Origin of the sequence: Hydrogenophaga sp. (genome assembly GCF_051860785.1) — a bacterium.
GTDB lineage: Bacteria > Pseudomonadota > Gammaproteobacteria > Burkholderiales > Burkholderiaceae_C > Hydrogenophaga.
Genome location: NZ_JBIMLB010000016.1, coordinates 94,397 through 120,271 on the forward strand (window position 1 = coordinate 94,397; position 25,875 = coordinate 120,271).

Consider the following 25,875-nt stretch of genomic DNA (forward strand, 5'->3'; position numbering starts at 1 on the left):
GGTTTCAGAACAAGCCGGTGTCGTGCACCGGCACACCACCCAGCAGCGTGGCCAGCACGCGGGTCTCGCGCACGCGGTCGAGCGGTATGGTCAGGATGTCGTCGGACAGGATCGCGAGGTCGGCCAGCTTGCCAGGCTCGATCGAGCCGGTCTCGTGATCCCAGAAGGTGGTCATCGCGCCGTTGAGCGTGCAGCAGCGCAACGCTTGCTGCCGTGTGAGTGCCTGGGCCGGCGTGGTGAGCTCGCGGCCGGTGATCGCGTCTAGCCGGGCGAGCAGTTGCCAGAAGCCGAAGATCGCGTCGTAGGGACGGCCATCGGACGACTGCGACACCGGCACGCCAGCGTCGAGCCAGGCGCGGAATGGAATGGCTTCGGCCGCCAGCTTCTCGCCGAAGGAGCGCAGGTAGATGCTGCCGTAGAGCCAGAGGAAGTTGCCACTGGTGGTGGGGAGCACACCGAGTTCGCGGCAGTCGCGCATGTTCTCGGCCGAGGGGAACTGGCAGTGCTGGATGGTCCAGCGCTGGCCCTTGATCGGGTACTTCGCATCGACCGCCTTGTAGGCGCCCAGGACCTTGTCGATCGCCGCGCCGCCGGCGCACTGCGTCTGAACGCGCAGGCCGGCCTTGGCGCAGCGGCGCACGATGTCTTCGAACACCACGTCGCGCGTGAGCTGCAGGCCCGTCCAGCGCTGCCCCAGTGGGCCCGTGTAGGGCTCGCGCATGCAGCACGCACCGATGGCAGCCGCGCTGTCGAACGAAAAGCCCAGGCCGCCGAACTTGAGGATGTCGTCGCCGAAGCCATTGCCCGCGGCGTAGCGCGCGGTGTCGTCGATCAGCTGCTGGCCTTTTTCCAGGTCGCTGTAGTAGGCCACCGGGTACTGCACCACGAAGTAGGTGCGCACGGTGAGTTCCTTGCTCTGCCAGAGGTCGAGGTAGGCCCGCTGGGGGCCGGCCGGGATGCCATGACCTTCGTAGATCATGGTGATGCCGGCGCGGTTGAAGGCCTTGGCGCCTTCATGCACCGCGCGCCGCACGTCTTCGCGGCTGAAGGCGGGCAGGGCTGGGAAGAGGGCGCTGCCCTTGAAACCGCCGTCGACCAGCGGCATTCGCTTGGGGAAGTTGATGTCCAGGAAGAGGCCGGTGGGCTCGCCGTCGGCATCGGTCACCATGGTCACGCCTTCCGGCATGGCCGAGTCGCGTGTGATGCCGTTGGCCTTGAGGCCCGCGGTGTTCAGCATGGCGGCACCGGGTGCGGCGAGCGATGGGGCCTCGATGTACACAGGATGTTCGGGACAGGCCTTGTCGAGATCGTGACGATCGGGCCAGCGGCCTTCTCGCAGGCGGCCAGGGTACTCGAGCATGTCGGGCTCGATGGCGAGCGGGTTGCACAGGATCCAGCTGCCCGCCGGCCGCTTTGCAGCCTCCTGACGCAGCGTTTCCAGGACCGCATCGATGCTGGCCGGGTTGCCGAAAGAAGGCTTGATGGCTCTCGTGCCGACCATGTCCATGTGCGGATGCGCATCGACAAAACCCGGCACGACGGTGCGGCCCGCGAGGTCTACCACACGGGTGACAGGACTGGCGAGCGCGAGGATGCGCTTCGATGAGCCGACAGCGACGATGCGCCCGTCCGCAATGGCCACGGCTTCGGCCACGGAGTCATGAGGGTCCACCGTGTGGACGGTGCCACCGTGAAGGACCAGATCGATCGCAGAGCCGCTCATTTGGGCAGCATGCCGGTGACCGTCATGATCGATTTCCAGTCGTCGTGTGTACGGCGAATCGCGGTGCGCATCTCTTGCGATGTACTGCCGAGCGGCGCGAGGCCGAGCGCGTTCAGGCGCGCGCTGACATCGGGGTCGTTCACCGCGTTGATGGCGGCCTTCGAAAGGCGCTCGACGATGGGCTGCGGCGTGCCGCGCGGCGCCAGCATGCCATACCAGCCCACGGCGTCGAACTGCGTGTGGCCGAGCTCGCGGAAGGTCGGCAGGTCGGGCAGCAGCGGCGTGCGCGTCGGACCAGTTGCTGCCAGCGCGCGCAGCTTTCCGGCCTGTACATGGGCGCGCGAGGAGGCCACGGTGACGAACATGCCCGAGATGTGGCCCGCGATGATCGCGTTGACCGACAGCAACTCGCCCTGGAACGGCACATGCGTCATTTCCAGGCCAGCCGCCTTGTTCAGCAGTTCACCAAACAGGTGCAGCGTCTGCGCAATGCCGCCCGAGCCAAAGGAATGTTTCCCGGGTTCGCGCTTGACCAGGGCGATGAACTCGGCGAGAGTTTTGGCCGGCAGTTCGGGATTGATCACGAAGATCGTCGGTGCGGCGTTGTGCTGGCTGATCGGCTCGAAATCGTTCTGGGGGTCGTAGGTCGGCCGGGTGGCCATCAACGGACCCTGGATGAAGCCGGTGTTGGTGACCAGCAGCGTGTAACCGTCGGCGGGTGAACGCTGCACCACTTCGGTGCCGATCTGACCGCCAGCGCCACCGCGGTTCTCGACCACAAAAGGCTGCCCCAGTTCAGCCGACATCTTCGCCGCCACCATGCGCGCGACCACATCGTTGGCACCGCCGGCCGGGAAGGGCACAAGGATCTTGACGGGCCGCTGCGGGTAGTCTTGTGCAAGGGCCGGGACAGTGGCGCCAAGCAGGCTGCACGCCATGGCCAGAAGGAGGTTGCGTCGTGGAAGGTCGTGCATGGCGTCTTTCTGTTGGAGGTCCGGGTGCGGGTCATCTTATGGAGTGAGAAGCCGCTGCTCAATAGAAATGCCCGGAACTCAGTGTTCGCTTTCGCGAACAGTCAGCCCCGCTGATGGCTTGACGCGAGCGGCCCGCAGGTTATCGTCGGAGCCTTTCGTTTTCGAGTCCGATTGATTGACGATGGCGAATCCCGGCGCCCCCAAAATGTCGCGTACCCAACGTGTCGAAGACCTGTGGGGTCATCTGCACTACCTGGTCGTTCTGGCCGAAAAGGGCAGCTTCTCGCGCGCCGCCGACTCACTGGGCGTGAGCAAGGCAGGCATGAGCCAGCGCATTACCGACCTGGAGCGCGCGGTCGGTGTGCCGCTGGTGCGGCGCACCACACGGAGCGTGAGCCTGACCGAGGAAGGCCTTGCCCTGGTGGGCCAGACCCAGCAGCCCTTCGCACAGATCGCGCAGGCCTTTTCAGCCGCACGCGATGCCGAGGGCCCGCCGCGCGGGCTCGTTCGGGTGACGGCGCCGGTGGCTTTCGCCAGGCTGCGCATGCTGCCGCTGATGCCGGCATTTCTCGAAGCTTTTCCCGGCATCAAGGTCGAAATCGATCTGAGCGACGGCATCCGCTCCCTGGCCCTCGAAGGCTACGACGTGGCCATCCGTCACACCGACAACCCGCCACAGACGCATGTGGCCCTCCGACTGTGCGAGATCGAGTTCTATCTGGTCGCGAGCGCCGATTACCTGCGTCAGCGTGGCACGCCCGAACACCCGAGCAGCCTGGCAAACCACAACTGCCTCAACTACACGCGCGGCCGCGACCGTGTGGTCTGGCAGTTCGAATGCATGCGGGGTGACATGCTGGAGCAGGTTGGCGTGCAGGTGACGGGCTCCTTCGCGTCCAACAGCAGCGAGGCGCAACGCGATGCCGCGATGGCGGGCCTGGGCATTGCGCGCCTGCCCGACTTCAACGCCGGAGAAGGCCTGCGCTCGGGCCGGCTGGTTCGCGTGCTGCCGGAATGGAAAGCGACCAGTGGCATGGGCGACCACCTGATCGTGCTGCGCTCCTACACCTCGCACGTGCCCAAAGCCTCCGCCGCCTTTGTCAACTGGCTGCGCGCGGCACTGCGGAGCTGAGCTTTTGGGCGTCGCCTGCTGCTGACGCGGCGCTGCAAGGCAAAATCGGGCGTATTCACCCACCCCGTTGCAGCAGAAGGATGCTCTTGACCACGAACACTTTTCCCGTGGAACCCACCACCTTGCGGGATTTCAAGCTGGATGCAGCAACGGTGGGCGACTATGCCCGCGATGGCGCCGTGGTGCTGCGCGGCGTGCTCGATGCGCGTGAACTGGCCCGGCTGGAAGAGGGCATCGAACACAACCTGGCCCACCTGAGCCCGCTCGCGCTGGTGGCCAGCGAGCCCGACGACCCGGGCCGCTTTGTCGAGGACTTCTGCACCTGGCAGGACAACCCTGCCTATCGGGACATCCTGCAACATTCGGCACTGCCCCACATCGCCGCGCAGCTCATGCAGAGCCGCGAAGCGCGCCTTTACCACGACCACCTGCTGGTCAAGGAACCCGGCACGCGCCAGCCCACGCCCTGGCACCAGGACCAGCCCTACTACAACGTGAGCGGCCGCCAGAACGTGAGCTTCTGGATTCCGGTGGATCCGGTGGTGCTCGAGAGCACGCTGCGTTTCGTGGCCGGTTCGCATGCCGGCACCTGGTACATGCCGCGCACCTTCCGCGATCAGCAGGCGAAGTGGTTTCCTGAAGGCGCGCTGGTCGAACTGCCCGCCATCGATGCGCGTCCAGATGAATTCCGCCAACTGGCGTGGGCGCTGGAGCCGGGCGACTGCGTGGCCTTTCACATGCTCGCGCTGCACGCCTCCAGTGGCGTGGGACCGGCGCGTCGACGGCGCGTGTTCTCGGCCCGATACCTGGGCGACGACGCCCGCCATGCGCCGCGCCCCTGGCGCACATCGCCGCCATTCGCTGGCCTGGCCGATCGCCTGGTTGACGGCGCGCCACTCGACGATCCGCTTTTCCCTCTGGTCTGGCCTGTGCGCTGACCGCCACCTCACCAGGACCCTCACCATGGCCGGAACCAGTCTGCTTGCCCTGATCGACGACATCGCCACGTTGCTCGATGACATCGCCCTGATGACCAAGGTGGCGGCCCGAAAGAGCGCGGCGGTGGCAGATGATGTGGCCGCGATGACCAAGCTGGCAACCAAGAAGACCGCTGGTGTTCTGGGCGACGACCTGGCGCTCAACGCTCAGCAGGTCACCGGTGTGAAGGCTGAACGCGAGTTGCCTGTCGTCTGGGCGGTGGCCAAGGGGTCGATGATCAACAAGGCCATTCTCGTGCCCAGCGCGCTGCTCATCAGTGTGGTCGCGCCCTGGGCCATCACGCCGCTTCTCATGCTCGGCGGCCTGTTTCTCTGCTACGAGGGGGCCGAAAAACTCTGGCATGCGTTCGGTCCGCACAAGACCGATGAAGAGGTGCAGCGGCAAGAGCGCGTTGCGGCGGTGGCGGATCAGCGCGTCGACCTCATTGCTTTCGAGAAGGAGAAGATCAAGGGCGCGGTGCGCACCGACTTCATCCTCTCCGCCGAAATCATCGTGATCACGCTCGGCACGGTCGCGGCCGCCAGCATGGGCCAGCGCGTGGCGGTGCTGGTGGGGATTTCGCTGATCATGACTGTCGGCGTGTACGGGCTCGTCGCCGGCATCGTCAAGCTCGACGACCTGGGCCTGTACCTCAACCAGCAGGCCGCCAAATGGAAACAGTCACTCGGGCGCGGCATCCTCGTGGCAGCGCCGTGGCTCATGAAGACGCTGTCGGTGCTCGGCACGGCGGCGATGTTCCTGGTCGGCGGCGGCATCCTGGTGCACGGCATTCCGGCGCTGGGCCATGGCATCGAGGCCTTCGCCGCCACGCTGGGCTGGATCGGCTCGCTCGCGGCGAGCCTGGCGGGCGGCCTCGCCGGCCTGGTGGCGGGCGCAGTGGTGGTGGCGGTGGTCACCCTCGTCAAACGCCTGCGCGGCAGCGCCGGAGCATCGCCTTGACCGATCAACACCCACCGACGGAAACCGCTTTCGTGCTCGTGCACGGTGCCTGGCATGGTGCCTGGTGCTGGCAACGCGTGCTGCCCCTGTTGCGCGATGCGGGCGTGCCAGCCCATGCCGTCACGCTCACCGGCCTGGGCGAGCGGGCCCATCTCATGTCGCCCGGCATCGATCTGCACACCCACATCCAGGACGTGATGGGCCTGATCGAGGCCGAGGAACTGCAGCGCCTCGTGTTGGTGGGCCACAGCTACGCCGGCATGGTGGTCACCGGCGTGGCCGACCGTCTGCAACGCGAGCGCCCCGGCGCCCTGGCTCACCTGGTCTACCTCGACGCCGCCGTGCCGTACCCCGGGGACAGCTGGAGCAGTCACCACTCCGCCGAAACGAAGCAGGCCCGAATCGATGCGTCGAAGCCCAGCGGCGGCTTGAGCTTTCCGCCGCCCGACGCCCAGGTCTTCGGCCTCGACGGCGCCGACCGCGACTGGGTGAACCGGCGCCAGACACCTCAGCCATTCCGCCTGTACCAGCAGCCGCTGGATTTCGACGGCGCGCGTGTGGCCGCCGTGCCGCGCACCTTCATCGACTGCACCTCGCCCGCCCTGGCCACCATTGCACCCGCGCGCAAGCGTGTGCGCCAGGAGCCAGGCTGGCAAGTGATCGAAATGGCCACGGGGCACGATCCCATGGTGAGCGAGCCCCAGGCGCTGGCCGAGCTGTTGCTGCGCATCCAGCGCACCCGCGCCTGACCCATGACGCAGCGCCTGGACCGGATCGACCTGCTGCGCGCGGCGGCGATGCTGTGGATGACGGCCTACCACTTCTGTTTCGACCTGAACTTCTTCGGCCTGATCCGCGAGGACTTCTACCGCGACCCGTTCTGGACCTGGCAGCGCAACGCGATCGTGAGCCTGTTCCTCTTCACCGCCGGGCTTTCCCAGGCGGTGGCGCTGTACCAGGGGCAGCCCTGGTCACGCTTCTGGCGGCGCTGGCTGCAAGTGGCCGCTGCCGCGCTGCTGGTGACGGCGGGTTCGGTGCTGGTCTTCCCAAAGAGCTTCATCTACTTCGGCGTGTTGCACGGCATTGCCGTCATGCTGATCCTGGCCCGCCTCACGGCCGGGTGGGGCGCCTGGCGCTGGCCGCTGGGTGCCGTGGTGATCGCGTTGCCCTTCGTGGCGCCGGCAGCCATGGCCGCCTGGCCGGCCCTGGAGGTATTCAATTCCCCCTGGCTCAACTGGCTGGGCTTTGTCAACCGCAAGCCGGTCACCGAAGACTATGTGCCGCTGCTGCCCTGGTTGGGTGTGGTGTGGTGGGGCATGGTGGCCGGGCAATGGGCCCTCGCGCATCGCCCCACCTGGCTGGGCGTGGGCGATGCGGCGGCCACCGGGGTGCGGCGCGGACTTGTCACCCTGGGACGCTGGAGCCTGTCGTATTACCTGCTGCACCAGCCGGTGCTGCTGGGCCTGATCTGGCTGGTCACGCGCGCGTTGTGACAAAAAAAAGCGCGGCCGGGCCGCGCTTTTTTTCCGGCGTAGCGCCTTACTGGATCTTCGCCTTCTCGCGCAGGTTCTTCTGGAATTCCTGCAGCCTCTGCTGCTGCATCTGCTGCGCGATCTGTGGCTTGATGTCCTCGAACCTGGGCAGCTCGGCCTGGCGGACGTCATCCACACGGATGACGTGCCAGCCGAACTGGCTTTTCACCGGTTCCTGGGTGAGCTGGCCTTTTTCCAGCTTGATCATGGCCTCCGAGAACTCGGGCACGTAGCTGGAAGCGGCGGCCCAGTCCAGGTCGCCGCCGTTGGCGCCGGAGCCGGCGTCCTTGGACTGCTTTTTGGCGATGTCCTCGAACTTGGCGCCGCCCTTGAGCGATTTGATGATGGCCCTGGCCTCGTCTTCCTTCTCGACCAGGATGTGGCGGGCGCGGTATTCCTTGCCGCTGTTGGCCGCCACGAGCTGGTCGTACTCGGCCTTGAGGTCGGCGTCGGTGACGGGGTTCTTCTTCTGGAAGTCCGTGAACAGCGCGCGGATCATGATGGTCTCGCGGGCCAGCGCCATCTGGTTCTTGTACTCCTGGCTGGATGCCACGCCGCGCTTCTGCGCTTCCTGCATGAAGACTTCGCGCAGCACCACTTCTTCCTTGAGTTGCTCTCGGATCGATTCATCCACCGGCCGCCCGGTGGCGGCGATCTGCTCGGCCAGCACGTTCAGGCGCGCGACGGGCACCGGCTTGCCGTTGACGATGGCCACGTTCTGGGCCGATGCCAGGGTGGCGGTCGTGATCAACACGGCCGCGGTCAGGGCCGACAGGGAGAATTTCATGGTGTTCCTCGGATGAAAAAAGATTGGAGCTGCCCCGCGCAGTGGGGTTCAGCGAACAGGTATCAGAACGTAGCGTCAGCCTGGGCCGTTTCCGGGTTCAGCCCTGATCTCGATGGCCAGGGCGTGCAGGCCGGCGTCAGTGAATTTTTGCAGCGCATCATACACAAGGCGGTGCTGCGCAACCCGGCTCTGCCCAGCGAAAGCGGGTCCGCCGATGCGCACCCGGAAATGGGTGCCATACCCCAGGCCGTTGGCCCCCGAATGCCCCGCGTGGGCGGCGCTTTCATCGATGACTTCGAGCTGGGTTGGCGACAGCGCTTCGCGCAGACGCGACTCGATGGCCGATGCGGTGGGCACGGTGGCTTCGGTCATGATTTCTCTTCCACCGCGTCTTCCTTGAGGTAACGCGAGATGTAGAGGCCCTGGCCGAGGATGAAGACCACCGGGAAGACGTAGCCCCAGAGCTTGAAGTCGACCCAGAACTCGGTGGAGAAATAGGCCGCCACGTAGCCGTTGATCGCCGCCATGAACAGGAAATAAGCGATCCAGGCCACGGTGAGCCGCGCCCACACCGGCTCGGGCAGCTTGAGCTGGCTGCCCAGCAGAAGCTGCAGGAAATTCTTCTTCCAGATCCACAGGGCGGCGGCCAGCACGATGGCCATGCTGGCGTACAGCACCGTGGGCTTCCATTTGATGAAACGCTCGTCCTGCAGGAAGAGGGTGAGGGCACCAAACACCAGAACCAGCGCCAATGTGACTTTGTGCAAGGTCTGCAAGCGACGGTCAATGGCGTAGATCAGGCCGGTCTGCACGACGGTGGCGGCCATCAGCACGCCTGTGGCGGTGTAGATGTCGGCCATCTTGTAGGCCGCCACGAACAGCGCGATGGGGAAGAAGTCGATGAGGAAACGCATGCGTGGATTATCGGGGGTTGGCTTTGGCGCAGACTTAAGCAGGGATTGGGCTGGAACTCCCTTGCACCGGCCAGACTCCTTCAATCGCCCTGATCACATCGATCAACATCTTCAAGGAACGCCTCCGACATGTCCCCTCAGGAACAACAATCCATCCTCTCCATTGCTCTGCTGGCGGCGTTCGCCGACGGCAACAAGGCCGATGCCGAGCGCGAGTCGATCCGGCAGATCGCCGACACGCTCGGCCAGGAGCCCGGTGGAGCGGGCCTGACCCGGCTCTACCAGGACGTGCTGCTCAAGCGCGTGTCGCTGAACGACGCCGTCTCTGGCCTGCAGGATGCCGGGCAGCGTCAACTGGCCTACGAAATGGCGGTGTGCGTGTGCGACGCAGATGGCCGGCAGAGCCCGGCCGAGACGGCATTCCTCAACGACCTCAAATCGCGTTTGAAGCTCAATGCAGTCGAGACTGCCGCCTTCGAGCGCGAGGCCGATGCGGTGGTGGAGGCAGCCGAGGTGGCCGTGCCACGCGCTGCACCTGCCGCTGCAGCCGCCGCGGCGGTGCCTGCGCCGGCGCGAGACGCCGAGCTGGACAAGTCCATCCTGAACTACTCGCTGCTCAACGGTGCGCTCGAACTGTTGCCCCAGTCCTGGGCGTCCATGGCCATCATCCCGCTGCAGGTGAAGATGGTCTACGCCATTGGCAAGGCCCATGGCGTGGAGCTCGACCAGGGGCACATCCGCGAATTCATCGCGGCCGCGGGCGTGGGCCTGACGTCGCAATACCTGGAGCAGTTCGGTCGCAAGCTGCTGGGTGGCCTGCTGGGCAAGGCGGCGGGGCGCACGGTGGGCGGCATCGGCCGTGCGGCCACCGGCATGGCGTTTTCGTTCGCCACCACCTATGCGCTGGGCCAGGTGGCCAAGCGCTACTACGCCGGTGGGCGCGTGATGAGCACCGATCTCCTCAAGCAAAGCTTCCAGGACCTGCTCGGCCCGGCCAAGCAGATGCAGGCGCAATACCTGCCTCAGATCCAGCAGAAGGCCGCGACGCTGGACGCCGGCCAGATCATGAACATGGTTCGGGGCGGCGGGGTGGTCTGATTCAGGCGAGTTGCGCGGTCGCCTGCGCGGCCATGGCCTCGGCCGTGATGGTCAGCGAGCGCAGGCGCAGCGCCGGGTCGTACAGGTCGCTCACGATCATGAACTCGTCGGCTTCGGTGGCTTCGGCCAGCGAGGCGAAGCCTTCGCGCACGGTCTGCGGCCCGCCGATGACGGCCATGGCTAGGAAATCGGCGATGCCGGCACGCTCCTGTGGGTGCAGGCGCTCCATGAAGTGCTCTACCGGCGGGGGCAGCAGGCCGCGCCGGCCGGTGAGGATGCCCAGCACGCGCTGGTAGGTGCTACTGGCCAGGAATTCCGCTTCGGCATCGGTGGGCGCGGCAATCACGGGTACGCCGACGATGGCGTAGGGTTTGTCCAGTGTGGCGGAGGGCTGGAACTGGCGGCGGTACACGTCCAGGGCCTGCATCAGCAGGCGCGGAGCGAAGTGCGAGGCGAAGGCGTAAGGCAGGCCGCGCTCGGCCGCCAGCTGCGCTGAGAAAAGGCTCGAGCCGAGCAGCCAGATCGGCACGTTGGTGCCGGCACCCGGGTTGGCGATCAGGCGCTGTCCCGGCTGAGCCGGGCCCAGCAGGTGCTGCAGCTCGGCCACGTCGCGCGGAAAATCAGCCTCGGTCTCGACGCGGTCGCGGCGCAGCGCGCGCATGGTGTGCGGGTCGGTGCCGGGGGCACGGCCCAGGCCGAGGTCGATGCGGCCCGGATAGAGCTCGGCCAGGGTGCCGAAGGCTTCGGCGACCACCAGGGGTGCGTGATTGGGCAGCATCACGCCACCCGAGCCCACGCGCATGTGCTTCGTGCCACCCGCGATGTGGCCCACCAGCACGGCGGTGGCCGAGCAGGCGATGCCGCTCATGTTGTGGTGCTCGGCGAGCCAGTAGCGGGTGAAGCCAAGCGATTCGGCGTGTTGCGCGGTGCGCAGCGCCACGGCCAGCGCGTCGGCCACGGTGCCGCCCTCGCGCACGGCGACCAGGTCGAGCATGGAGAGGCGGATGTCTTGCAAGGTTTTCATGGCATCAGGCGGGAAGGAAACCGTCCACGGACAGGTAGCGTTCCCCGGTGTCGTAGTTGAAGCCCAGCACCACGGCGTTGGCCGGCAGCTCGGGCAGTTTCTGGGCGATGGCGGCGAGGGTGGCGCCCGAAGAAATGCCGACCAGCATGCCTTCTTCGCGCGCGCAACGGCGTGCCATCTCGCGCGCAGGTTCGGCCTCGACCTGGATCACGCCGTCGAGCAGGCTCTTGTCGAGGTTGTTGGGAATGAAGCCCGCGCCGATGCCTTGAATGGGGTGGGGCGAAGGGGCGCCGCCGGAAATGACGGGTGAGGCCGCCGGCTCCACCGCGAACACTTGCAGCTTCGGCCAGCGCGCCTTGAGCACGCGAGCCACGCCCGTGATGTGGCCGCCGGTACCCACGCCGGTGATGAGGGCGTCGATGCCATCGGGGAAATCCGCGGCAATCTCTTCGGCCGTGGTGCGCACGTGCACCTCCACGTTGGCCGGGTTGTTGAACTGCTGCGGCATCCAGGCACCGGGCGTGCTGGCCACGATTTCTTCGGCCCGCGCGATCGAACCTTTCATGCCCTTCTCGCGCGGGGTCAGGTCGAAACTCGCACCGTAGGCCAGCATGAGCCGGCGGCGCTCGACGGACATGCTGTCGGGCATGACCAGGATCAGCTTGTAGCCCTTGACCGCGGCCACCATGGCCAGGCCAATGCCCGTGTTGCCCGACGTCGGTTCGACGATGGTGCCACCGGGTTGCAATGCGCCGCTTTTCTCGGCGTCTTCCACCATGGACAGGGCAATGCGGTCCTTGATGGAGCCGCCGGGGTTGCTGCGCTCGGACTTGATCCAGACCTGCTGGCTGGCGTTGCCGAACAGGCGCTGGACGCGGATGTGCGGCGTGCGACCGATGGTCTGCAGGATGTTCTGGGCTTTCATGGGATGTCCTTGATGGGCTGGTGTTCCAGCGATGCGGAATTCATGCAGTAGCGCAGGCCGGTGGGTGTGGGGCCATCGGGAAAGACGTGGCCCAGGTGCGCGCCACACTGGCTGCACACGGTTTCCACCCGCACCATGCCGTGGCTGCGGTCGGTGATCTCGGTGATGGCGCCGGGCACGGCCTGCGAGAAGCTCGGCCAACCGCAGCCGGCATCGAATTTGGTGCTGGCATCGAACAGGGTGTTGCCACAACAGATGCAGTGGTAGCTGCCGTCGGCCCAGACCTGTTCGTATTTGCCGCTGTAGGGTCGCTCGGTGGCGGCGTGGCGCGTCACTTCGAACGCGCGCGATTCGGCGCCCTTGCTGGCCAGCAGCTCACGCCACTCGGTTTCGGTCTTCTGGACGGGGAAGGTCATGCGGGTCTCCTGGTGGGTGAGGTCACGATGAACAGCTGATCTCGATCTGTCCGGCCCAGGCGGGCGGGAAACCGGCCAGGTCTTCCTGGCCGGGAAGCTCTTCATATGGATGCTCCAGCGCATTCTGCAACCGGGCGAGTTCGCTGAAGTCACCGGCTTTGGCGCGCTGGATGGCCAGTTCGCCCAGATGGTTGCGCAGCACCACCTGCGGATTGGTGCGCAGCATCTGTGCGTGGGTGGTGGCGGCGTCGAAACCGGGCTGGTCTTCCAGGCGCGCGCGCCAGCGCTCGATCCAGGTGTCGATGGCGTCGCGTTGCAGGAACAGGTCGCGCACGGGCTCCAGGTTCCCGATCACGGCGTGGCTCAGCCGCCGCCAGAAGATGGTGAAGTCCACAGCGTCCTGCGCCATCAGCTTCATGAGCTCCTCGGTCAACGCGGCGTCGCCTTCCTGCACCTCGGTGAGGCCCAGCTTGGCGTTCATGCGGCGCTGCAGCGCGGCGGGCATCAGGGCCTTGTAGGGCTCCAGCGCATCCATCGCCTGCTGCTGGTCGTCCATCAGCGGCAGCAGGGCCTGTGCCAGCGCGAACAGATTCCAGTAGGCGATGTTGGGCTGGCGGTTGTAGGCGTAGCGCCCGCCCGTGTCCGAGTGGTTGCAGACGTGGCCGGGATTGAAGGCGTCGAGGAACTGGAACGGGCCGTAATCGATGGTGAGGCCGAGGATGCTCATGTTGTCGGTGTTCATCACACCGTGGCAGAAGCCGACGGCCTGCCACTGCGCCACCATCTCGGCGGTGCGCTCGCTCACAGCCTCGAGCAGGGCGGCGTAGGGGTTGCCGCCCACCTCGCGGCACACGGGGTAGAACCGGTCGATGACGAAGTCCGCCAGCGTGCGCAGATGGTCGTGCTGGCCGGTGTGCGAGAAATGTTCGAAGTGCCCGAAGCGGATGAAGCTCGGCGCCACCCGCGTGACGACCGCTGCCGTCTCGATCTCCTCACGGCGCACGGGCGCGGGTGAGCCGATGACGCAAAGTGCCCGACTGGTGGGAATGCCCAGCGCATGCATGGCTTCGCTGCACAGGAACTCGCGGATCGAACTGCGCAGCACGGCGCGGCCGTCGCCCATGCGCGAATAGGGAGTCAGGCCTGCGCCCTTGAGCTGCACCTCCTGTGGGCCCAAGGGGGTGTCGACCTCCCCCAGCAGGATGGCTCGACCATCGCCCAACTGACCGGCCCAGTGGCCGAACTGGTGGCCGCTGTACACGCTGGCCAGTGGCTGCGTCCCGGCAATCGGCAGGTTGCCGGTGAAGGCGTCGAGCGCGGCAGGAGAGGACAGCCAGGCGCGGTCCAGGCCGATGAGGTCGGCCACCGCAGGGCTCGTGCCCACCCAGTGCGGCGAGGGCAAGGGCGTCGGAGAGCGAAGGGAATGGAAGGCTTCGCCCAGGCCGGCGAAGCGGTTGTTCCAAGGCAGGCCGAGATCGAGGCTGGCGGTCATGTCGGCGGGGCGGTTCATGTCGCGATTGTCCCCATCGGCGCTGACGGGGTTGGTCGCAGGGGCAATGAGCCAGCGCGAACACCCTCTGATCGGATCAAAAAATCAATCATTAAATCCTATATTAGTCGATGTAATTTTCTAATAAATACATCAAAAGATGTATTTATCGATAAGAGTCTGGCACTGCCTTACACGCATGCGTGCGGGGCTGAATTCTTCCGCCACCAGGAGATTTCCAGATGAACCTGCCCAGCGTGCGAGGTCTCTTTGCCCACTACGTCGACTACCACCGGCATGGACCGCTCATGTTCCGCTACGTGAGTGTTCTGGGTTTCACGGCCATTCCGCTTTTTTACCTGCTGCGCTTCACGAAAGCGGACCCGGGGTATGACGACTGGTGGATTCGCGCCATCTTCGCTGTTCTTTCCGTCGCGGCTTTCCTGCAGCACCGATGGCCAGATCAATTGAAGCCGTTCTATTACCCGTACTCCTACGTTCTCTTGATCATCGGTATGCCCGGCACGCTCACTTTTCTGTCACTGCACCATGGGGGAGGGCCCATTGCGGTGGGCAATACCATGATGGCCGCAGCGTTCATCATGCTGTTGGCAGACTGGCGCAACATGATTGTGATCATGCTGAGCGGCATGGCGCTGGGCACGCTGATGTATGTTGCCACCGCAACTTCTCCTCAGATGCCGGCTGACTACATCGCCAGGCTGCCGATTCTTCTGGTCACATTGCTCGGAGGTAGCCTGATCAAGCACGCTCTGGAGTCGGCCACCGCCGAACGCGTGCATCAGGCTTATGCATCGCTCGCCGGCTCCATCGCCCACGAGATGCGCCATCCGCTGGGCCAACTGAAGCACAGCCTGGAAGGCATCCAGCAGGAACTGCCAACACCCACGACCCGGACGCACCTGCAAGCGCTGATGACGGAGCGCCTGGATGAGATCTATCGCCATGTCGCCCAGGGCGAGTTGGCGGTGCAGCGCGGCCTGCAAGTCATTTCCATGACGCTGGAAGAGGTTCACGCCAGGCCCATGAAACCCGAAGGCTTCACGTTCTTGCGAGCAGGGGAAAGCTGCGCCAAGGCGATGCAGGAGTATGGCTATGAAGATGCCACGCACCGTGCAAACGTGACCCTGCGAGTCGATTGCGACTTTGTTTTTCGCGCAGACGAAACCGCGTTCCTTTTCGTGCTGTTCAACCTGATCAGGAACGCGCTGGCGAATCCCGGTGTGCAGGTGCTGATGGTGGTCAGCGCGGGTCGGGTGGAGGTGCATGACAACGGGCCCGGCATGTCGCCCGATGTTCAAGCGCACCTGTTCAAGCCATTTCACAGTCAGGGCAAGGTTGGCGGCACTGGTCTGGGACTTGCCTATTGCTGGCGCGTGATGAAGGCGTTCGGTGGAACCATCGAGTGTTCATCGGTGCCGGGCAAATCCACCTGCTTCAGCCTTGTGCTCCCATCGGCGACCCTGGCCGAACGTGAAATGGAGCGCGTGGCGACGCTGGCAAGAGCGCGAGCGCTGTTCGATGGCCGGCGCATTCTGGTCGTGGACGACGAAGCGGCCGTGCGCTTTCTGACCCGCCACAAGCTCGCTTCCATTGGCGCCGTGGTGGACGAATGTGCCGACGCGGAAAAGGCACTGCAAATGCTCGCCCAGCAGCGCTACGACTTGATCGTCCTCGACCTCAACCTCCCGGGCCTGGACGGGTATGCGCTGGCCAAGCGCGTTCGAGCGGGTGAGGCGGGAATGGATCGAAAAATCTGCATCGTCGCGCACTCGAGCGAGCCTTCGGCGGTGACTCGGATCAAAACGCGCAAATCCACCATGGATGGTTTTGTCGCCAAGCCGAGCGCTCAAGGTGTTCTGTTGCAAGCGCTGTGTCAGGCGATGGAGGCGTCTTTGGAGCGCGACGCGGAGCAGCATTCGCCGTCTCCGGCCGGGCGCGTTGTGCTGCTGGCGGACGACAACGCCTGCATTCGAAAGACCGTGGCGACCTCTTTGCGGCACTCGGGCTTTGGGGTGGTGGAGGCAGGCAATGGGCACCAGGTGCTGTCCATGCTTGCCACCATGGATCGCTGCGATGTCATCTTGCTGGATATCGAAATGCCCGGCATGAACGGCCTGGAAGCGGCGCGCGCCATACGAGCAAGCGCCTTGCCATGCCGGCAAGCGCCCATCCTGATGCTGTCGGCGCATGCCGGGCCGCGCGTGCTGGAAGAGGCCAGGCGTTCGGGCGTGGACGATTTTCTGACCAAGCCTTTCAACATGGCTGCGCTGGAAGCCAAGCTGCGAGCGTTGCCCATGAACAGCCCGCCGATTTCCTATGAACTCGAGGAGAACAACCAGATGGAGACCGGTATGGACAGCCTGCTCGACAAGACCCGGATCGACAACTACCGTCGAATCGGCGTGCTGGAGGAACTGGTGGTCGACTACCTTCCCGCCATCGACGGGCTTCTGGCCAGCGTGGAGTCGGCAGCGAAGGCCAAGGATGCAAAAACTTGCTGCGAGGCGCTCCATTCGTTGTTGGGCATGAGTGGTGAGGTGGGTGCCATTGCGTTGTATCGGTTCGTGCGCAAGTGCTATACGCCACTGGTCGACGAAGGGCGCTGGCCGGAGCATGACGACTGGACGGCCTCACTGCGGACACTGGTGGAGAGAACCAGGCAGGCGCTGGGAAAATCTGTCATGCCAGCCATGAGGGTCTGAACACGCCGAGCTGCCCCGCTTGAGGCGCGTCCGGGACAACCCGCCCCATGTCGCGGGGGCCAGCGGGCTACCATGGACCCATCGTTACAACCCCTACGGAGACCTCCATGCTGGGCCAGATGCAGAGCCAACCGTTGCTCATTTCTTCCTTGATCGCGCACGCCGAGCGGCACCACGCTGCGGGCGAGATCGTTTCGCGCCGTGTCGAGGGCGACATTCACCGCAGCACCTGGGGCGAGGTGGCCCGCCGATCCCGGCAGGTCGCCAACGCGCTGGGTGGCCTGGACCTGCCCATGGGGGAGCGGGTGGCCACGCTGGCCTGGAACGGCTACCGCCATCTGGAACTGTATTTTGGCGTCAGTGGCACGGGTCGCGTGCTGCACACGCTCAACCCGCGCCTGCACCCCGACCAGCTGGTCTGGATCGTCAACCACGCCGAAGACCGCGCCATGTGTTTCGACATGAGCTTCCTGCCGCTGGTCAAGGCTGTGGCAGCGCGATGCCCCACGGTGAAGCACTGGGTGGCGCTGTGCGACGCGGACGCGCTGCCAACCGACAGCGGCATCCCCGGCCTGCAGAGCTATGAGGCATGGATCGGCGCGCAGCCCGACACCTTCACCTGGCCCACGTTCGACGAGAACAGCGCGTCCAGCATGTGCTACACGAGCGGCACGACTGGCAACCCCAAGGCGGCGCTGTACTCGCACCGCTCCACGCTGCTGCACGCCTTTGGTGCGGCGCTGCCCGATGCCATGTGCCTCTCGGCGCGCGACAGCGTGCTGCCCGTGGTGCCCATGTTCCACGTCAATGCCTGGGGGCTGCCTTACTCGGCTGCGGCCGTGGGATGCAAACTGGTCTTTCCGGGGCCGGCGCTCGATGGCAAGTCGGTCTATGAACTCATCGAGGCCGAGAAGGTCACGATGGCCGCCGGCGTGCCGACGGTGTGGCAGATGCTGCTGGGCCACCTGCAGGCCGGCGGCCTGAAGTTCAGCACCCTGAAGCGCACGGTCATTGGCGGCTCTGCCTGTCCGCCCGCCATGATCAAGGCCTTCAACGACCAGTACGGCGTGGAGGTGCTGCACGCCTGGGGCATGACGGAGATGTCGCCGCTGGGCACGGTCTGCACGCTCAAGAACGCGCAGCTCGCGCTGCCGGCAGAAGAGCAGCTCAAGGTTCGCCTGAAGCAGGGTCGCGCCATCTTCGGTGCCGACATGAAGATCGTCGATGAGGCGGGCCAGGAACTGCCCTGGGATGGCAAGACCTATGGCGACCTGCTGGTGCGTGGGCCATGGATCATTGCCAGCTACTTCAAGGGCGAGGGCGGCGACCCGCTTCGCGATGGCTGGTTCCCCACCGGCGACGTGGCCACCATCGACGCCGACGGCTTCATGCAGATCACCGACCGCAGCAAGGACGTGATCAAGTCGGGTGGCGAATGGATCAGTTCCATCGACGTGGAGAACATCGCCATGGCGCACCCAGCCGTGGCCATGGCCGCGTGTGTGGGCATGCGCCATCCCAAATGGGACGAACGCCCGATCGTGGTGGTGGTGAAGAAGCCGGGCACCGAGGTGACGCGCGAGGAACTGCTGGCCTTCTACGAGGGCAAGATCGCCAAGTGGCAGATCCCCGACGACGTGGTGTTCGTGGACGCCATCCCGCTGGGGGCCACGGGCAAGATGCAGAAGATGACGCTGCGCCAGCAGCTCAAGGACTACGTGCTGCCAGGCCTCTGAGCCGGGCATCCGCCGTCACCCACCGGACAGACGGTGCCGGTGCAGTCGCCCGCGCGATAGCCCCTAGGGGCTATCCCTGAGTGGCGTGCTTCGAGGGGCTTGTAAGCTGTGCGTCGATCCCCAACCCCTACCGGAGACAGACATGCACTTTGCCGTCAAGAGCCTCACCGCCGCGTCCCTGATCGCCTGTGCCCTCGCCGCGCACGCGCAGAAGGGTGAAACCGTCAAGATCGCCTTCATGGACCCGCTCTCCGGGCCGTTTGCCAACGTGGGTCAGAACCAGCTCAAGAGCTGGCAGTTCGCCGCCGAGCAACTCTCCGGTGCGAAGAACCCGGCGGGGGTGAACTACCAGGTGGTCGGCTTCGACAACAAGGGTTCCCCGCAGGAAAGCCTGAACACGCTGAAGGCCGCCATCGACCAGGGTTTCCGCTACGTCACGCAGGGCAACGGCTCGGGCGCCGGGCTGGCCATTCTGGATGCGGTGTCCAAGCACAACGAGCGCAATCCTGGCAAGGAAGTCATCTACCTGAACTACGCCGCGGTCGACCCCGCCATGACCAACGAGAAGTGCGACTACTGGCACTTCCGCCTGGATGCCGACACCACCATGAAGATGGAGGCGCTGACCACCTTCATGAAGGACCAGCCCAAGGTCAAGAACGTCTACCTGCTCAACCAGAACTACTCGCACGGCCAGCAGGTCGCCAAGTACTTCAAGGAAGGCATCAACCGCAAGCGCCCGGACGTGAAGATCGTCGGTGAAGACCTGCACCCCATCGGCCAGGTGAAGGACTTCGCGCCCTACGTGGCCAAGATCAAGCAGTCCGGCGCCGACACCATCGTCACCGGCAACTGGGGCGCCGACCTCACGCTGTTCGTGAAGGCCCTGAACGACGCCGGCCTGAAGCTGCCGATGTACACCTATTACTCCGGCGTGACCGGCACGCCCACGGCACTGGCCGCAGGCGGCGAGGGCGAGGTGTATGTGATTGCCTATGGCCACGCCAACCACAGTGGCGACCTCGGCAAGATGGCGGCGGATTTCAAGAAGAAGTTCAACGACGACTACTACACCTACGCCACCTACAACGGCATCAACCTGTTGAGCGCGGCCATCGCCAAGGCCAAGAGCAGCGACCCGGTCAAGGTGGCTGCGGCCATGGAGGGCCTGTCGGTCAAGAGCTTTGGCGGCGAAGTGACCATGCGCAAGTCCGACCACCAGCTGCAGCAGGCCATGTATGTCACCAAATGGCAGAAGGTCGACGCCAAGAACCCCTACAGCGTGGAAAACACCGGCTACACCTTTGCGCCGGTCAAGCAGATGGACCCGTATGTGGCCAGCACGCCCACGAGCTGCCAGATGAAGCGGCCGTCCTGAGGTTCCCCGTTCGGGCTGAGCCTGTCGAAGCCCGTTCGCCCGTCGATACGATCAGGGTGAACGGGCTTTTCTGTTTCCACTGGCTGCACACCTCATGGAATTCTTCACCATTTTCCTGCTCAACGGCCTGAGCTACGGGCTGCTGCTGTTCATGCTGAGCTCCGGGCTCACGCTGATCTTCAGCATGATGGGCGTGCTCAACTTCGCGCACGCCAGCTTCTACATGCTCGGTGCCTATTTCGCCTACAGCACCACCCAGTTCGTCGGCTTCTGGCCGGCGCTGATCGTCGCGCCGGTGCTGGTGGGCCTGCTGGGTGCGGCATTCGAGAAGTACTGCCTGCGCCGGGTGCACAAGTTCGGGCACGTGCCCGAGCTGCTCATCACCTTCGGTCTGAGCTTCATCATCCTGGAGATGGTCCAACTGATCTGGGGTACGAGCTCGGTCGACTACCGCGTGCCCGCCGAGCTGTCGGGACCGTTGTTCATCCTTTACGGCACCCAGTTCCCCATGTACCGCGGCTTCATGATGCTGGTGGCGGTGCTCATGCTCATCGCCATCTGGCTGCTGCTCACACGCACCCGCATCGGCCTGGTCATCCAGGCCGCGCTCACGCATCCCGAGACGGTCGAAACGCTGGGGCACAACGTGCCGCGCGTGTTCATGCTCGTGTTCGGCGGTGGCGCCGCGTTGGCGGGGCTGGCGGGCGTGATCGGTGGCAATGCGTTCGTGACCGAGCCGGGCATGGCGGCCACCGTGGGGTCGGTGATCTTCGTGGTGGTGGTGGTGGGGGGCATGGGTTCGCTCTCGGGCGCGTTCGTTGCCTCGTTGCTCATCGGCATCATCCAGACCTTCGCCGTGGGCATCGACAAGGCGCTGGTGGACCTCGTGCGGGTGGTGGGCATCACGCTCACGCCGGAAACCTTCGGCTGGGCCTTGTGGAAACTGAAGATCAGCCAGATCGCGCCCATCCTGCCCTACGTGTTCCTGGTGCTGATCCTCATCTTCCGGCCCAAGGGCCTGCTTGGAACGCGGGAGGGTTGAGGCGATGACCAGCAAACAACACTACCAGTTCAAGCCTTTCAACGTCGGCCGCTGGATCGTCTGGGGTCTGTTCGCCCTGGTGCTGCTGCTCGCGCCGCTCGTGTTCACCAGCAGCCTGAGCCAGACCATGCTCAGCCAGATGGGCATCGCCATCATCGTCTGCCTCTCGTACAACATGCTGCTGGGGCAGGGTGGCATGCTCAGCTTCGGGCACGCGGTGTATTCCGGTCTCGGCGCCTTCCTGGCCATCCACACGCTCAACCTCGTGAGCAAGGGCCAGTGGCCCATTCCCGTCAGCCTGATCCCGATCGTCGGAGGGCTGGCCGGCGTGGCCTTCGCCCTGGTGTTCGGCTGGGTCACCACCAAGAAGGCGGCCACGCCGTTTGCCATGATCACGCTGGGCATCGGTGAACTGGTCTACGCCATGTCGCTGATGTTCCCCGAGTTCTTCGGCGGTGAGGGCGGTATCGCGGGCAACCGGGTCACCGGTTCGCGGCCCATGGGCATCACCTTCGGGCCACAGATCCAGCTGTACTACCTCATCGCGATCTACACCTTCGTCTGCACCGCCCTCATGTTCGCTTTCACGCGCACGCCGCTGGGCCGCATGCTCAACGCCGTGCGCGACAACCCGGAGCGGGTCGAGTTCGTGGGCTACAACACCCAGGTGGTGCGCTACCTCGCCTTCGTCATTGCCGCCTTCTTCGCCGGCATCTCGGGCGGGCTGGCTGCACTGAACTTCGAGATCGTCACCGCCGAGGTCGTGGGCGGGGCGCGTTCGGGCGCCTACCTGCTGTTCACTTTCCTGGGTGGGGCCACCTTCTTTTTCGGGCCCATCATCGGCGGCATCCTCATGGTGCTGGCCTTCGTGCTGCTCTCCGAGTTCACCAAGGCCTGGTTGCTCTACCTGGGGCTGATCTTCCTGTTCATGGTGATGTACGCGCCCGGCGGCGTGGCCAGCCTGATCATGATGAACGTGCGCGTGGCCGCCTTCGGCATGCTGCGAAGGGTGTGGACGAGCTACCTCGCGCTGGGCATGCTGGCGCTGGTGGTGCTGGTGGGGGCAGGCGCCATGATCGAGATGGTCTACCACCTGCAGCTCAACGCGGCGCTGGGCGACGAACTGAAGTTCCTGGGCGCCACGTTGAACGCGCGCAGCGTGAACAGCTGGTTTGGCGCGGCTTTCGTGATGCTCACAGGCCTGGGCCTGTTCGAACTGGCACGGCGCCAGTTCCTGCGCGAATGGCACGACATCCAGGTCGAGATCGAACAGGAAATCAAACGCAGGGAGGCGCTATGAGTGCGCAAGTGAACGCCCAGGCACCCGCCCTGGAACTGCGCGACCTGCGCAAGCGCTTCGGCAAGACCGAGATCATTCGAGGCGCCAACATGGTGGTCAATGCTGGCGAGCGTGTGGCCATCATCGGTCCGAACGGCGCTGGAAAGTCCACGCTGTTCAACCTGATTTCGGGACGCTTCGAGCCCACCAGCGGTGACGTGCTTCTGGCTGGCCAGCGCATCAACGGCATGAAGCCGTACCAGATCAACCGCCTGGGCCTCTCGCGCAGCTTCCAGATCACCAACATCTTCCCCAAGCTCAGCGTGTTCGAGAACCTGCGCTGCGGCGTGCTCTGGAGCCTGGGTTACAAGTACACGCTGTTCCGCTTCCTGGCCGACCTGGACGACGCCAATCAGCGTGCCGAGCAGCTCATGGAAATGATCCACCTGGACCGCAAGCGCGACGTGCTGGCCATGAACCTTACCTACGCCGAGCAGCGCGCGCTGGAGATCGGCATCACCATTGCCGGTGGCGCCCACGTGATCCTGCTCGACGAACCCACCGCCGGCATGAGCAAGAGCGAAACCAGCCGCTTCATCGACCTGATCCGCGAGGTGACCGTGGGCAAGACGCTGTTGACCGTGGAGCACGACATGGGCGTGGTGTTCGGCCTGGCCGACCGCATTGCCGTGGTGGTGTATGGCGAGGTGATCGCCTTCGACACGCCCGAGGCCGTGCGTGCCAACGCGCGCGTGCAGGAGGCCTACCTGGGCACCATGGCAGAACAACAGGCGGCGGGACACTGACATGCTCGACATCAACAACCTGCATGCCTACTACGGCAAGAGCCATGTTCTGCACGGCGTCACGTTCCAGGTCGGGCCGGGCGAGATCGTGGCCTTGCTCGGGCGCAACGGATCGGGTCGCTCGACCACCGCCAAGGCCATCATGGGCCTGGTGGAGGGCACGGGCCACGTGAGCTGGAAAGGTCAGGAAATCCTGGGCAAGAAGCCGTTCGAGATCGCGCACCTCGGCATCGGCCACGTCCCCGAAAACCGCGACATCTTCCCCAAGATCACGGTGCACCAGAACCTGATGTTGGGCCAGAAGGGCAAGGGCAAAGGCTCCCGCTGGAGCTTTGACGACATGTACACCATGTTCCCGCGCCTGAAGGAACGCCAGCACACGGAGGCCGGTGTGCTCTCAGGCGGCGAGCAGCAGATGCTCACGCTGTGCCGCACGCTGATGGGCGACCCCGACCTCATCATCATCGACGAACCCACCGAGGGTCTGGCGCCCAAGATCGTGGAACTGGTGGCCCAATATCTGCAGACGCTCAAGGCGCGGGGCGTGGCCGTGCTGCTGATCGAGCAGAAGCTCACCATCGCCATGAACATCTCCGACCGTGCGCTGGTCATGGGACACGGCAGCATCGTGTTCCAGGGCACGCCGGAGAGCCTGCGCGCAGACCCGTATACCCGCAAGGAGTGGCTGGAGGTCTGACGCGCCCGAGTCTCAAAGCGCGGTGGCGAGCGCCCGTTTCAGGGCTTCGATGTCGATCGGCTTGGCCAGCACGCCCTGCATGCCCGCATCCCTTGCGGCGGCTTGTACAGAGGGCGAGCCGTTGGCCGTGAGCGCGAACACCGGCACCCGGGCCGCAGCGCCGTGCATGTCTCGCAGCAACCGCACGGTGGTCATGCCATCGAGTCCAGGCATGTTCACGTCCATCAGCACCACATCCGGCAGCGTGCCTTGTTGCAGCATGTCCAGCGCCTGCTGGCCATGCTCGGCCTCCAGCACGTTCAAGCCCAGATCACTCATCAGCGCACGGCCGACGATGCGGTTGAATCGCTGGTCGTCCACGATCAGCACCGTGCGACCCGCCATCGGATTGCGGGGGGCGGCGCCCGCCACCGGGCTGGGAAGCGCCGGGGCCCATGCCGGAGCGGGCATGAAACTCAGCGTGAATTCGGTGAAGCGGCCCTGTTCCGAACGGCACTCGATGTCGCCACCCCATTCCCTCAAGGTCCGGCGACAAAACGTCAGGCCCAGGCCTGTGCCTCCCGCTTTGCCATCGGTGTGGAACTCCTCGAAAAGACGGGGTACCTGCTCGGGCGCGATGCCAGGCCCCGTATCGCGCACCACGATACGGGGCGTCGGTGTGGCTTTCACCGCGACTCTGACCTCCAGGCGAGGATGGAGCGGGAGGTAGTAGAGCGAGTTCTGCAGCAGGTTGAACAACACGAGTTCTAGGGCGGTTGCATGGCCCCGGAACTGAAAGTCCTGTTCCACCTCCAGCCGGACACAGTCGCGCGCCTGCGGCGAGTCGTAGGCGTATTCGTCCAGCGCCTTGCGCACACACTGTTCGGCGGACAAGGTGCCGAGCTCGGCCGGCGCCGGATTTCGCTGGCTGATCTGTTGCAGGGTGATGGAGATGGACTGCAGGCCCCGGTGAATGGCGGAATGGCCCTGCTGGACGGCGCGAGCCGCTGCAGAACCGGCCGGCACTTCCGAATCGATGCAACGCAGGGCGTGCTGAACCTGTGCCAGGGGCGTGCGCAATTCGTGGGCGATGGAGCCCGCAAGGCCCGCGTACAAGCGCTGCATACGTTCCAGTTCCGCGCGCTTCTGACCGAGGTGGGCCAATGCGCCGGCGACCAGCATCAGTATCGAAGTGATGGCGGCGAACAGAATATCGTCAGGCACCTGAGAGCTTGGATCCGTCAGAAGATAAAGCCCGATTGCACATGCGTATCCATTCGCTAGCAAGACCACCGCGTTTCGCCAATCCGTCAGCAGGATGATTAATACCACCCCTATGACCATATTCATCATGGACAAGGTGCCTCCCTGATTCTTCAATGATGTGTACGTCAGAAGAAAAGAGAGACAGTAAAAGACCACGAAATATGAATAGCCCAGATAGAGCGGCTGGAGGCGCGCCGGCCATTTGCGCCGCAATGCCAATCCGATGCAGAGCAACGTGGCTCCTACACGCAACCAGAGATCGTCATAGCGCGGCGGCACGATGGAAGTCTGACGCAAGAGGTAGAGAACCGGGAAGGCCAGTGCACCAACGATCCCTATCCACTCAAGCAACGGCTGCCTCTCGTGATGAAGGCGATAACTCGTGCCAAGAGAATGAAGAATTCTGATCATTTCTGCTTCTTATCTGGCTATTTGGTACTGGTTTGGGGCGGCCTCAGCATTTGGCTGAAGTCGCCCCAGGGCCAAAGCAAGGGAGGTGTGATCAAGCGGAGAGTGCCATTGGTTTCGCAAAGCCTTGACCACCAGAAAGATCCACTTTCAGAGCGCGCGCTACTGCCGCGACTTCTCCATGTAGAAGCGCGCATTTCTTTCCATCACTGGTGGTAATCACGGTGTGGATCTGAAAACCAAAACGACGATAGAGGCGCATGAGGCGCATGTGCGTGGATCCATGGAGATGCCGAACCTTGGCGTTTCGCATCAACGCGGCAAATGCCTTGGCCATGCAGACCGGCAACAGATCTCCACGACGATGCTCGGGCGACATGATCAGGCGACCAGCCTCCCAACTGTCTGGCCCTACCAGTGCCGTACCAGCGCTGGCGTGGCCCCAAAATCGCTCAGTCACAGTCATGTTGTGACCAGCGGGTGTGAAACGAATGGTGCCAATGGGCTTGTCCCCAAGCTTGAGCGCCATCACTAGGGCGTGTTAACACTAATACCGATCGTGTCGTTTGCGCTGGACAATATTGGGCATGGAGATCACGCCCGCAC

24 protein-coding genes are annotated in these 25,875 nt (G+C 64.7%); 13 read left to right on the top strand and 11 right to left on the bottom strand.

Features of this window, described 5'->3' with window-relative positions; all coding sequences use genetic code 11:
• Window positions 1-4 precede the first annotated feature (4 nt).
• Window positions 5-1,723 (bottom strand): amidohydrolase, encoded by a 1,719-nt coding sequence (locus ACTIF6_RS19180; RefSeq protein WP_439589529.1) that lies wholly within the window; start codon window positions 1,721-1,723, stop codon window positions 5-7.
• Entirely contained in the window at window positions 1,720-2,697 is a 978-nt protein-coding gene (locus ACTIF6_RS19185; RefSeq protein WP_439589530.1) for a Bug family tripartite tricarboxylate transporter substrate binding protein, read from the bottom strand. The genes ACTIF6_RS19180 and ACTIF6_RS19185 overlap by 4 nt, the downstream gene beginning before the upstream one ends.
• 205 nt (window positions 2,698-2,902) lie before the next feature.
• On the opposite strand from ACTIF6_RS19185, the gene ACTIF6_RS19190 reads away from it, so the two are divergent.
• The 5 genes from ACTIF6_RS19190 to ACTIF6_RS19210 all read left to right on the top strand — a co-directional run bounded on the left by ACTIF6_RS19190 (window position 2,903) and on the right by ACTIF6_RS19210 (window position 7,260).
• Entirely contained in the window at window positions 2,903-3,829 is a 927-nt protein-coding gene (locus ACTIF6_RS19190) for a LysR family transcriptional regulator (protein ID WP_439589531.1), read from the top strand.
• Between the two features lie 86 nt (window positions 3,830-3,915).
• Window positions 3,916-4,767: a phytanoyl-CoA dioxygenase family protein gene (locus tag ACTIF6_RS19195; RefSeq protein ID WP_439589532.1), complete on the top strand. Its 852-nt coding sequence runs from the start codon at window positions 3,916-3,918 to the stop codon at window positions 4,765-4,767.
• A 25-nt stretch (window positions 4,768-4,792) separates the two neighbouring features.
• Window positions 4,793-5,767, top strand: a complete 975-nt coding sequence (locus tag ACTIF6_RS19200; RefSeq protein ID WP_439589533.1) for a DUF808 domain-containing protein — start codon at window positions 4,793-4,795, stop codon at window positions 5,765-5,767.
• On the top strand, window positions 5,764-6,516 hold the full coding sequence (locus ACTIF6_RS19205) for an alpha/beta fold hydrolase (RefSeq protein WP_439589534.1): 753 nt from the start codon (window positions 5,764-5,766) through the stop codon (window positions 6,514-6,516). The genes ACTIF6_RS19200 and ACTIF6_RS19205 overlap by 4 nt, the downstream gene beginning before the upstream one ends.
• A gap of 3 nt (window positions 6,517-6,519) precedes the next feature.
• Window positions 6,520-7,260 (top strand): heparan-alpha-glucosaminide N-acetyltransferase, encoded by a 741-nt coding sequence (locus tag ACTIF6_RS19210; protein ID WP_439589535.1) that lies wholly within the window; start codon window positions 6,520-6,522, stop codon window positions 7,258-7,260.
• A gap of 46 nt (window positions 7,261-7,306) precedes the next feature.
• Here ACTIF6_RS19210 and ACTIF6_RS19215 read toward each other — a convergent pair whose 3' ends face one another.
• The 3 genes from ACTIF6_RS19215 to ACTIF6_RS19225 all read right to left on the bottom strand — a co-directional run bounded on the left by ACTIF6_RS19215 (window position 7,307) and on the right by ACTIF6_RS19225 (window position 9,000).
• Window positions 7,307-8,086 (bottom strand): foldase protein PrsA, encoded by a 780-nt coding sequence (locus ACTIF6_RS19215; protein WP_439589536.1) that lies wholly within the window; start codon window positions 8,084-8,086, stop codon window positions 7,307-7,309.
• A gap of 75 nt (window positions 8,087-8,161) precedes the next feature.
• A complete protein-coding gene (locus ACTIF6_RS19220) occupies window positions 8,162-8,458 on the bottom strand; it encodes a BolA family protein (RefSeq protein ID WP_439589537.1) in 297 nt (98 codons plus the stop codon).
• On the bottom strand, window positions 8,455-9,000 hold the full coding sequence (locus tag ACTIF6_RS19225; protein ID WP_439589538.1) for a septation protein A: 546 nt from the start codon (window positions 8,998-9,000) through the stop codon (window positions 8,455-8,457). Before ACTIF6_RS19225 ends, ACTIF6_RS19220 begins: the two co-directional genes overlap by 4 nt.
• A 129-nt stretch (window positions 9,001-9,129) precedes the next feature.
• On the opposite strand from ACTIF6_RS19225, the gene ACTIF6_RS19230 reads away from it, so the two are divergent.
• Window positions 9,130-10,098: a DUF533 domain-containing protein gene (locus tag ACTIF6_RS19230; protein WP_439589539.1), complete on the top strand. Its 969-nt coding sequence runs from the start codon at window positions 9,130-9,132 to the stop codon at window positions 10,096-10,098.
• A gap of 1 nt (window position 10,099) precedes the next feature.
• Here ACTIF6_RS19230 and ACTIF6_RS19235 read toward each other — a convergent pair whose 3' ends face one another.
• The 4 genes from ACTIF6_RS19235 to ACTIF6_RS19250 are packed head-to-tail and all read right to left on the bottom strand — an operon-like array spanning window position 10,100 to window position 13,973.
• Window positions 10,100-11,122 (bottom strand): LLM class flavin-dependent oxidoreductase, encoded by a 1,023-nt coding sequence (locus ACTIF6_RS19235; RefSeq protein ID WP_439589540.1) that lies wholly within the window; start codon window positions 11,120-11,122, stop codon window positions 10,100-10,102.
• A gap of 4 nt (window positions 11,123-11,126) precedes the next feature.
• Window positions 11,127-12,047 (bottom strand): cysteine synthase A, encoded by a 921-nt coding sequence (gene cysK / locus ACTIF6_RS19240; RefSeq protein ID WP_439589541.1) that lies wholly within the window; start codon window positions 12,045-12,047, stop codon window positions 11,127-11,129.
• The gene (msrB, locus tag ACTIF6_RS19245) at window positions 12,044-12,463 is read right to left on the bottom strand and encodes a peptide-methionine (R)-S-oxide reductase MsrB (protein WP_439589542.1); all 420 of its coding nucleotides are present in this window, start codon (window positions 12,461-12,463) and stop codon (window positions 12,044-12,046) included. Before msrB ends, cysK begins: the two co-directional genes overlap by 4 nt.
• A gap of 22 nt (window positions 12,464-12,485) precedes the next feature.
• Window positions 12,486-13,973: a protein adenylyltransferase SelO gene (locus ACTIF6_RS19250; protein WP_439589543.1), complete on the bottom strand. Its 1,488-nt coding sequence runs from the start codon at window positions 13,971-13,973 to the stop codon at window positions 12,486-12,488.
• A 221-nt stretch (window positions 13,974-14,194) separates the two neighbouring features.
• Here ACTIF6_RS19250 and ACTIF6_RS19255 point away from each other — a divergent pair, with 221 nt between their 5' ends.
• The 7 genes from ACTIF6_RS19255 to ACTIF6_RS19285 all read left to right on the top strand — a co-directional run bounded on the left by ACTIF6_RS19255 (window position 14,195) and on the right by ACTIF6_RS19285 (window position 23,616).
• Window positions 14,195-16,678 carry an ATP-binding response regulator gene (locus tag ACTIF6_RS19255; RefSeq protein WP_439589544.1) on the top strand — a complete coding sequence of 828 codons (2,484 nt, stop codon included), beginning with the start codon at window positions 14,195-14,197 and terminating at the stop codon, window positions 16,676-16,678.
• A 107-nt stretch (window positions 16,679-16,785) separates the two neighbouring features.
• Window positions 16,786-18,414, top strand: a complete 1,629-nt coding sequence (locus tag ACTIF6_RS19260) for a 3-(methylthio)propionyl-CoA ligase (protein ID WP_439589545.1) — start codon at window positions 16,786-16,788, stop codon at window positions 18,412-18,414.
• Between the two features lie 142 nt (window positions 18,415-18,556).
• Window positions 18,557-19,792: a branched-chain amino acid ABC transporter substrate-binding protein gene (locus ACTIF6_RS19265; RefSeq protein WP_439589546.1), complete on the top strand. Its 1,236-nt coding sequence runs from the start codon at window positions 18,557-18,559 to the stop codon at window positions 19,790-19,792.
• Between the two features lie 94 nt (window positions 19,793-19,886).
• On the top strand, window positions 19,887-20,834 hold the full coding sequence (locus tag ACTIF6_RS19270) for a branched-chain amino acid ABC transporter permease (protein WP_439589547.1): 948 nt from the start codon (window positions 19,887-19,889) through the stop codon (window positions 20,832-20,834).
• Between the two features lie 4 nt (window positions 20,835-20,838).
• Entirely contained in the window at window positions 20,839-22,134 is a 1,296-nt protein-coding gene (locus ACTIF6_RS19275; RefSeq protein ID WP_439589548.1) for a branched-chain amino acid ABC transporter permease, read from the top strand.
• Window positions 22,131-22,919, top strand: a complete 789-nt coding sequence (locus tag ACTIF6_RS19280; RefSeq protein ID WP_439589549.1) for an ABC transporter ATP-binding protein — start codon at window positions 22,131-22,133, stop codon at window positions 22,917-22,919. The genes ACTIF6_RS19275 and ACTIF6_RS19280 overlap by 4 nt, the downstream gene beginning before the upstream one ends.
• A 1-nt stretch (window position 22,920) precedes the next feature.
• Window positions 22,921-23,616 (top strand): ABC transporter ATP-binding protein, encoded by a 696-nt coding sequence (locus ACTIF6_RS19285; RefSeq protein WP_439589550.1) that lies wholly within the window; start codon window positions 22,921-22,923, stop codon window positions 23,614-23,616.
• A 12-nt stretch (window positions 23,617-23,628) separates the two neighbouring features.
• Here ACTIF6_RS19285 and ACTIF6_RS19290 read toward each other — a convergent pair whose 3' ends face one another.
• A complete protein-coding gene (locus tag ACTIF6_RS19290) occupies window positions 23,629-25,272 on the bottom strand; it encodes a hybrid sensor histidine kinase/response regulator (protein WP_439589551.1) in 1,644 nt (547 codons plus the stop codon).
• Window positions 25,273-25,363: 91 nt separating this feature from the next.
• Window positions 25,364-25,798: a hypothetical protein gene (locus ACTIF6_RS19295; protein WP_439589552.1), complete on the bottom strand. Its 435-nt coding sequence runs from the start codon at window positions 25,796-25,798 to the stop codon at window positions 25,364-25,366.
• Window positions 25,799-25,875 lie beyond the last annotated feature (77 nt).

Coding starts and splice junctions, on each gene's coding strand:
- ACTIF6_RS19235 (WP_439589540.1), bottom strand. CDS start 11,122: ATGAAAACCTTGCAAGACATCCGCCTCTCCATGCTCGACCTGGTCGCC.
- ACTIF6_RS19250 (WP_439589543.1), bottom strand. CDS start 13,973: ATGAACCGCCCCGCCGACATGACCGCCAGCCTCGATCTCGGCCTGCCT.
- cysK (WP_439589541.1), bottom strand. CDS start 12,047: ATGAAAGCCCAGAACATCCTGCAGACCATCGGTCGCACGCCGCACATC.
- ACTIF6_RS19280 (WP_439589549.1), top strand. CDS start 22,131: ATGAGTGCGCAAGTGAACGCCCAGGCACCCGCCCTGGAACTGCGCGAC.
- msrB (WP_439589542.1), bottom strand. CDS start 12,463: ATGACCTTCCCCGTCCAGAAGACCGAAACCGAGTGGCGTGAGCTGCTG.
- ACTIF6_RS19185 (WP_439589530.1), bottom strand. CDS start 2,697: ATGCACGACCTTCCACGACGCAACCTCCTTCTGGCCATGGCGTGCAGC.
- ACTIF6_RS19220 (WP_439589537.1), bottom strand. CDS start 8,458: ATGACCGAAGCCACCGTGCCCACCGCATCGGCCATCGAGTCGCGTCTG.
- ACTIF6_RS19295 (WP_439589552.1), bottom strand. CDS start 25,798: ATGGCGCTCAAGCTTGGGGACAAGCCCATTGGCACCATTCGTTTCACA.
- ACTIF6_RS19270 (WP_439589547.1), top strand. CDS start 19,887: ATGGAATTCTTCACCATTTTCCTGCTCAACGGCCTGAGCTACGGGCTG.
- ACTIF6_RS19190 (WP_439589531.1), top strand. CDS start 2,903: ATGTCGCGTACCCAACGTGTCGAAGACCTGTGGGGTCATCTGCACTAC.
- ACTIF6_RS19290 (WP_439589551.1), bottom strand. CDS start 25,272: ATGATCAGAATTCTTCATTCTCTTGGCACGAGTTATCGCCTTCATCAC.
- ACTIF6_RS19255 (WP_439589544.1), top strand. CDS start 14,195: ATGAACCTGCCCAGCGTGCGAGGTCTCTTTGCCCACTACGTCGACTAC.
- ACTIF6_RS19285 (WP_439589550.1), top strand. CDS start 22,921: ATGCTCGACATCAACAACCTGCATGCCTACTACGGCAAGAGCCATGTT.
- ACTIF6_RS19275 (WP_439589548.1), top strand. CDS start 20,839: ATGACCAGCAAACAACACTACCAGTTCAAGCCTTTCAACGTCGGCCGC.
- ACTIF6_RS19225 (WP_439589538.1), bottom strand. CDS start 9,000: ATGCGTTTCCTCATCGACTTCTTCCCCATCGCGCTGTTCGTGGCGGCC.
- ACTIF6_RS19180 (WP_439589529.1), bottom strand. CDS start 1,723: ATGAGCGGCTCTGCGATCGATCTGGTCCTTCACGGTGGCACCGTCCAC.
- ACTIF6_RS19260 (WP_439589545.1), top strand. CDS start 16,786: ATGCTGGGCCAGATGCAGAGCCAACCGTTGCTCATTTCTTCCTTGATC.
- ACTIF6_RS19265 (WP_439589546.1), top strand. CDS start 18,557: ATGCACTTTGCCGTCAAGAGCCTCACCGCCGCGTCCCTGATCGCCTGT.
- ACTIF6_RS19200 (WP_439589533.1), top strand. CDS start 4,793: ATGGCCGGAACCAGTCTGCTTGCCCTGATCGACGACATCGCCACGTTG.
- ACTIF6_RS19215 (WP_439589536.1), bottom strand. CDS start 8,086: ATGAAATTCTCCCTGTCGGCCCTGACCGCGGCCGTGTTGATCACGACC.
- ACTIF6_RS19230 (WP_439589539.1), top strand. CDS start 9,130: ATGTCCCCTCAGGAACAACAATCCATCCTCTCCATTGCTCTGCTGGCG.
- ACTIF6_RS19210 (WP_439589535.1), top strand. CDS start 6,520: ATGACGCAGCGCCTGGACCGGATCGACCTGCTGCGCGCGGCGGCGATG.